Source organism: Candidatus Zixiibacteriota bacterium (assembly GCA_040753495.1).
Taxonomy (GTDB): Bacteria; Zixibacteria; MSB-5A5; order GN15; family PGXB01; genus DYGG01.
In genome coordinates, this window is the sequence record JBFMEF010000214.1 from 1 (window position 1) to 5,052 (window position 5,052).

Consider the following 5,052-nt stretch of genomic DNA (forward strand, 5'->3'; position numbering starts at 1 on the left):
AGCTTTCTGATATCATCATCATCAATATAGTCGGGGCGCGTTTCAAAGAGAATCCAGCAGGAAGGATTCAGCTCCACCAGTCTTGAGATAAATTCCTTTCGCCAGCCGGATTGAACGCCAAAGCAGGCGTCACCGACCCCGACCGCGGCCGGACTGTAATGCTCGATGGCATTCTTAATCTGGGCAATCGCCAGTTCGGGAGAAAGTACGCGCCAGGCGCTTGGCTTGAGCGGTTCCATGCAGAAACTGCATCGGAAGGGGCACCCGCGCGAGAGAAAGAGATTGACGGTGCCGACTCGCCCGGAGAAGTTGGTGTTTATGAGGTTATCAACCAGTCTCCAGTCATAATCGATTATGTCCTCGGCGCGAAGAGGCGGGCTTTGGCAGGTCTTGCTTTTCTCCGGACGAAGCCCATCGGAATACTTAGCGGCGATATCGAGCATCCCGTACTCCCCTTCCCCCTGAACAACATAATCAAAGAGATTATCGTCGGTTAAGAAGTCGGAGGGAAGAGCGGTGGGATGGTATCCGCCGACAACGATGAGCGCCTCCGGTTTCACCTGACGCGCCACCCTTGCCACACTCATTGTCGCCAGATAAGAGACCGAAGTCCAGCAGGAGATAGCCAGAATATCGAAATCGGTTTGACTCAGATGCTCGGCGACTTTACGCTCAAAACGCCGGACTTTTATCGCGGAATCGGGACGCCCGTACAGGATTTCAAAGTCAGTATATGCAACGTCGTATCGTCGGGAGACAAATGATGCCAGCCCCAGCAGGGGCGATTTTATCTCCTCCACCGGCATAAGGGGGCTTATAAAGAATGAGGAGGGATAAACAAATAAGATTCGGGGCGGCATAATAGCCAAATTTAATAGGAAAACCCGGATTTGGGGAAGATTTTTTAGGCCGGAATGTATCGGTTCAGGAGATTTTGGACACGGACGGTCTTTTGGTTAAGACGTAGTTTAAGCAGTTTAGTCTTAACGAAAGGAGTGTTCGATGAGCGGGAAACAAGGTCAAAGTCCAGAAGCTTTGGTGCAGGATATTCGGCGTGTAACCAGGCGGAAATTCACGGCTGAGGAGAATATCCGGATCATCTTGGAGGGGTTAAAGGGGGAATCCAGCATCTCGGAATTGTGTCGTCGGGAGGGGATTGTCAGTAATTTATATTATCGTTGGAGCAAGGATTTATTGGGAGCGGGTAAGAAGTATTTGCAGGGGGATACAGCCCGGGAGGCGACCAGCACTGAGGTAGTTGGTCTGCGTCAGGAAAACGAGAAGTCAATGCAGTTGGTGGCGGAGTTGTCTTTGAAGAACCGGCTGCTTAAAAAAAGTCTGACTGGGCTGGAGTGAAACGGTGATGGCTCATTTTTGTCAAGTAGAATTTATCAAAAAATCTCCGATTTCCGATTCTAATTGTCTAATTCCGATATAGTTATCGATATTTGCCCAAAAATTCCGCTGCCCCCTTTCGCCGGCTGGAAAATTTTGCTATCTTTAGCTGATGTAATCTCTTGATAACAAGGAGCGCCTGTGCAGAATTTTACCTTTTATCTTCCGACCAAACTAATCTTCGGTCCCGGCGAAATCGCGCAGATTGGCGCCGAAGCCAAGAAACTGGGCGAGAAGGCGATGATTGTTACCGGCAAGCGGTCATCGGCCGCCCATGGTATCATAAACCGCGTGACCGACCTTCTGGAAAAAGATGGAGTCGGGGCGGTCATTTTCGACAAAATCGAGCCGAATCCTCGAACCACCACCATCGATGAAGCCGGAGCGCTCGCCCGTAAGAACGGCTGCGACCTGGTCATCGGTCTGGGAGGCGGCTCCCCCATGGATGCCGCCAAAGCGGTGGCGCTGGTCGCGGCGGAATATCACCCGATTTGGGATTATGTCAATCATGGACAGCCGGTCGTGAAAAAGCCCCTGACAGCGCTTCCGATTATCGAAATCCCGACTCTCGCCGCCACCGGTTCCGAAGCCAACTCCGGCGGGGTTATCACCAATTGGGAAACGCACGAGAAGGCGGTCTTCGGTTCCCCCCTGCTGTTTCCGAAAGTCTCTATCATCGACCCGGAACTGACGGTCACCGTCCCCGAAGAATATACCATCGACGGCGGCATTGATATTATCTGCCATGTGATGGAAGGATTTTTCACCGGAATCGATGACACTCCTATCCAGGACCGCTTCTCACTGGCAGTCGTGCGGACTGTAATGGATTGCCTTCCGGTAGCGGTAAAGGAGCCGGATAATATCTCCGCCCGCTCCAATCTTTCCTGGGCGTCGGCGGTGGCGCTTTCGGGGATTATCGGTCCCGGACGGCGCGGCAGTTATCCGCTTCACGCCATGCAGCACGCTCTGTCGGCATACTATGATATCTCCCACGGACGAGGGCTGGCGCTTCTTCTCCCCTACCTTATGGAATATACTTATCCCACCCGCCCCTCCAAGTATGCTTTCATGGCGCGGGAACTGTTTGGCATCGACCCCGAAGGAAAGTCGGAGCTGGAGCAGGCGAAACTGGGACTGGAATGGATGATTGATTTTCTCCGTTCGGTGGGACGGTTTATGAAGATGAAAGACGTCGGCATCACCGATGACTCCAATTTCGAGAAGATGGCGGAAGTTACGATACGGATATATTCTCCAAACAAGCAGTACCTGGTCAATCCCCGCCCGCTTTATAAGGAAGATATTATCCGGATATTCCGGATGGCGATGTAGCCGCTCCCCGGTAATATTTTTGTTTCGAGTGCAACTGTTATTGCCGATAAGAGCGATTGGTTTTGCCTGCTTTTTTGTCTCGCTCCTCAATCCAGCGCCGTTTGGGGTGACCTCCCCGCCCAATGGGTCGCCCAAATCTTCACTTGCCATCAATTCCTTCAATTTAGTACCGTTACCCAATTCGCGAGGGAAACTGACAATTTGCGTCAACGGAAAACCTGCTTGTAAAAAGGGACTGAATCTATGGAGCAGCAAATAATCGACTTCTTTGGCGCTGTGAGCAACCAGGTCTGGGGACCGCCGATGCTCATTCTGATAGTCGGAACCGGAATCTACCTGACCATTCGCCTGCGGGGTCTTCAGTTCTACGGCCTCTGGCGCTCCCTGAAACTGGCCTTTGTGGAGCGCAAGGAAACACAGCATTCCGAGGGAGATATCTCGCATTTTCAAGCCCTGATGACCGCTCTTGCCGCCACCGTCGGCACCGGCAATATCGCCGGCGTCGCCACCGCCATAACCCTGGGCGGTCCCGGCGCGCTCTTCTGGATGTGGGTCACCGGATTGGTCGGAATGGCGACCAAATATTCCGAAGCGGTGCTGGCGGTGAAATACCGGGTGGTCGATGAAAACGGGAATATGAGCGGGGGACCGATGTATTATATCAGCCGGGGACTGGGCTGGAAATGGCTCGGCATTCTCTTTGCCGTATTCGCGTCCATTGCCGCCTTCGGCATCGGCAATATGGTGCAATCAAATTCGGTGGCAGATGCGGTTGCTTCGCACTTCGGCATCTCCAAATGGATAACCGGCGGCGTGCTTGCTGTCGCGACGGCGCTGGTGATTATCGGCGGCATCAAAAGTATCGGGCGCGTTACGACGCTATTAGTGCCCTTCATGATCGCCGTCTATGGTATCGGCGCCATTATAGTCGTCATTATCAAATTCTCCGCCATACCGGAGGTCTTCTCTATGGTCTTCACCAACGCCTTCAGTTCCACCGCCGCGGCGGGAGGATTCGCCGGCGCCACTGTTATGCAGGGAATACGTTGGGGAGTGGCGCGCGGGGTATTCTCCAATGAGAGCGGGTTGGGAAGTTCCCCTATCGCCGCCGCCGCGGCTCAAACGCGCGACCCGGTGCGACAGGCTTTGGTATCCATGACTCAGACCTTTATCGATACCATTATCGTCTGTTCCTTTACCGGCTTTGTAATACTTTCAACCGGCGTCTGGACCAACGGCCAGACCGGCGCGCCGCTGACCGCAACCGCTTTCTCCGCCGGACTGCCGGGACAATGGGGCGGAATCATCGTGGCGCTCGGCTTGATACTTTTTGCCTACTCAACTCTAATAGGCTGGAGTTATTACGGCGAAAAAGCGCTGGAATTTCTTCTGGGAGTCAAATCCATCGTGCCATATCGAGTGATATTCTGCATCTTTGTCTGGGTCGGGGCGGTGGCAAAACTGGAACTGGTCTGGAGCGTCGCCGATGTCTTCAACGGCTTGATGGCGCTTCCCAATCTGATAGCGTTACTGCTCCTGTCGGGCGTTATCGTCAGCGAGACAAAGAAATATTATTGAGGGAAAATTTCCGCCAGGGAAAGACCGGTTACAGCCGTTCCTCTGATAGCGCTACTCTTCTGTTACAGTCACCGGACGTTTTAGTTGTCGGAGCGGAAGCCCCAGGGAACCATAGAGATTTCTATCCCATTCCAGCGGTATCAGGAATTCTCCTTTGACCGTCCATTTTAGCGGCGCCCCCTTGGGAAGCGAATCGTCTGCCAGCGGCTGAAAACTCAGAACATTTTCCGCCACACTCCATTCTCCCATCTCCTTGACCTGCTCCCCTTTTCCGATGAATTCGGTGATTATGGAGGCAACGGCATCTTCTGAGCAGCGAAGAGTAATAATGCGCCGCGAGGCATCGGCCGCCGGTAACTGCGCCGAAAAAGCGGCTCCGGTTAACTCTTCAACGGTGGGAGCAATCGCGCCGTCAAGGATATCAAACGACGATATCACCGATCCCAAGCCTCGCAGCAACTGATTGAAGCGGCGGAAATCTTCGAGGCTGTCCGGAAAAGGATTTGCCTGCGGCAAGGTAAGCAGATAAACATAGTCGGAACTTCTTCCCAGAACCGCCACCGGTGAGGATGTATCGACATTCCCCAACTCATCGCGCCATTCCTCGGAAAGAGCGATAAAACTCAAGACATTCTGCGGAGCAGACAGATTCCCCAGCGGCTGATACTCCAGCGAAATCAAATGCGCCGCCCCGGGCAAAATCTCCTCCCGTTCCGAGGCCGACATTTCGTGAACGCGATAAGT

Annotated in this window: 4 protein-coding genes and 1 pseudogene; 3 read left to right on the forward strand and 2 right to left on the reverse strand. The window is 53.4% G+C overall.

Annotated elements, in window-relative coordinates; genetic code table 11:
• Positions 1-860 (reverse strand): cobalamin-dependent protein (locus AB1690_13775; protein ID MEW6016377.1); only part of this gene is annotated, 860 nt, incomplete at its 3' end.
• A 142-nt stretch (positions 861-1,002) separates the two neighbouring features.
• On the opposite strand from AB1690_13775, the pseudogene AB1690_13780 reads away from it, so the two are divergent.
• From AB1690_13780 to AB1690_13790, 3 genes and pseudogenes are all read left to right on the forward strand, one after another.
• Positions 1,003-1,335 (forward strand): annotated as a pseudogene (locus tag AB1690_13780) (transposase).
• Positions 1,336-1,536: 201 nt separating this feature from the next.
• The gene (locus AB1690_13785) at positions 1,537-2,730 is read left to right on the forward strand and encodes an iron-containing alcohol dehydrogenase (GenBank protein ID MEW6016378.1); all 1,194 of its coding nucleotides are present in this window, start codon (positions 1,537-1,539) and stop codon (positions 2,728-2,730) included.
• Positions 2,731-2,973: 243 nt separating this feature from the next.
• Positions 2,974-4,308 (forward strand): sodium:alanine symporter family protein, encoded by a 1,335-nt coding sequence (locus AB1690_13790; GenBank protein MEW6016379.1) that lies wholly within the window; start codon positions 2,974-2,976, stop codon positions 4,306-4,308.
• Positions 4,309-4,359: 51 nt separating this feature from the next.
• Here AB1690_13790 and AB1690_13795 read toward each other — a convergent pair.
• A partial coding sequence (locus AB1690_13795; GenBank protein MEW6016380.1) for a hypothetical protein occupies positions 4,360-5,052 on the reverse strand: 693 nt, incomplete at its 5' end.

Bases quoted from the DNA above. Each gene is read 5' to 3' on its own strand.
- AB1690_13790 (MEW6016379.1), top strand. From the start codon at position 2,974: ATGGAGCAGCAAATAATCGACTTCTTTGGCGCTGTGAGCAACCAGGTC.